Raw genomic sequence first — 1246 nt, forward strand, 5'->3', positions numbered from 1 at the left:
TGTACTGCACCCCAAAAGTTAGACAGAAAAAATCTAACTTTTGGGGTGTTTTATTATGAAATTGAGTTATGATGATAAAGTTCAGATCTATGAACTTAGAAAACAAGGATATAGCTTAGAGAAGCTTTCAAATAAATTTGGGATAAACAATTCTAATCTTAGGTACATGATTAAATTGATTGATCGTTATGGAATAGAAATCGTCAAAAAAGGAAAGAATTGTTACTATTCTCCTGAACTAAAACAAGAGATCATTGATAAAGTTCTTCTTGAGGGGCATTCACAAATTAGGGCGTCTATGGATTATGCTCTTCCAAGTAGTGGATTACTTTCGAATTGGCTGGCACAATACAAGAAAAACGGGTATACTATTGTTGAGAAAACAAGAGGGAGACCACCTAAAATGGGACGTAAGCCAAAGAAGAGATTTGAAGATATGACAGAATTAGAACGTCTTCAAGCAGAAAATGAGTACTTGAGAGCGGAGAATGCCATTCTAAAAAAGTTGAGAGAACTCCGATTGAGGGACGAAAAGAAGCAAGAAGAAAAACGGAAATTGTTCAAGGACTTGTAACAGAGTTTTCTTTAGATATCCTTCTAAAGATTATTAAGCTTGCCCGTTCAACTTATTATTACCACTTAAAACAGCTGGATCAAAGCGATAAAGATTATGATATTAAAGCTGAAATTCAGTCAACTTATACTGAGCATAAAGGAAATTACGGCTATCGTCGCATGACTCTAGAATTACGAAATCGTGGCTTCGTAGTGAACCATAAGAAGGTGCAGCGTCTGATGAAAGTACTTGGTTTAACGGCTCGAATTCGCCGTAAACGGAAGTATTCTTCCTACCAAGGAGAGGTTGGCAAGAAAGCAGATAATCTTATTCAACGTCAATTTGAAGCAACCAAACCAATGCAAAAGTGCTACACAGATGTGACAGAATTTGCCATTCCAGCAAGCAGCCAAAAGCTTTATTTATCACCAGTTTTAGATGGCTTTAACAGCGAAATTATCTCCTACAATCTTTCTACTTCGCCGAACTTAGTACAAATGAAAGCTATGCTAGAACAAGCCTTTACAGAGAACCATTACGAAAATACAATTCTCCATAGTGATCAAGGATGGCAATACCAACACGATTTTTATCATCATTTTTTAAAGAATAAGGGAATCCAACCATCTATGTCACGTAAGGGAAATAGTCCAGATAACGGTATGATGGAATCTTTCTTTGGCATTCTTA

At 36.2% G+C, this 1246-nt stretch carries 1 pseudogene; it reads left to right on the forward strand.

Annotated features, from left to right (window positions below):
- Nucleotides 1–55: 55 nt before the first annotated feature.
- Nucleotides 56–1246, forward strand: a pseudogene (locus tag QM843_RS09820) (IS3 family transposase); the annotation flags it as partial.

The sequence above is a fragment of the Streptococcus mitis genome (assembly GCF_047463435.1).
GTDB lineage: Bacteria > Bacillota > Bacilli > Lactobacillales > Streptococcaceae > Streptococcus > Streptococcus mitis_DS.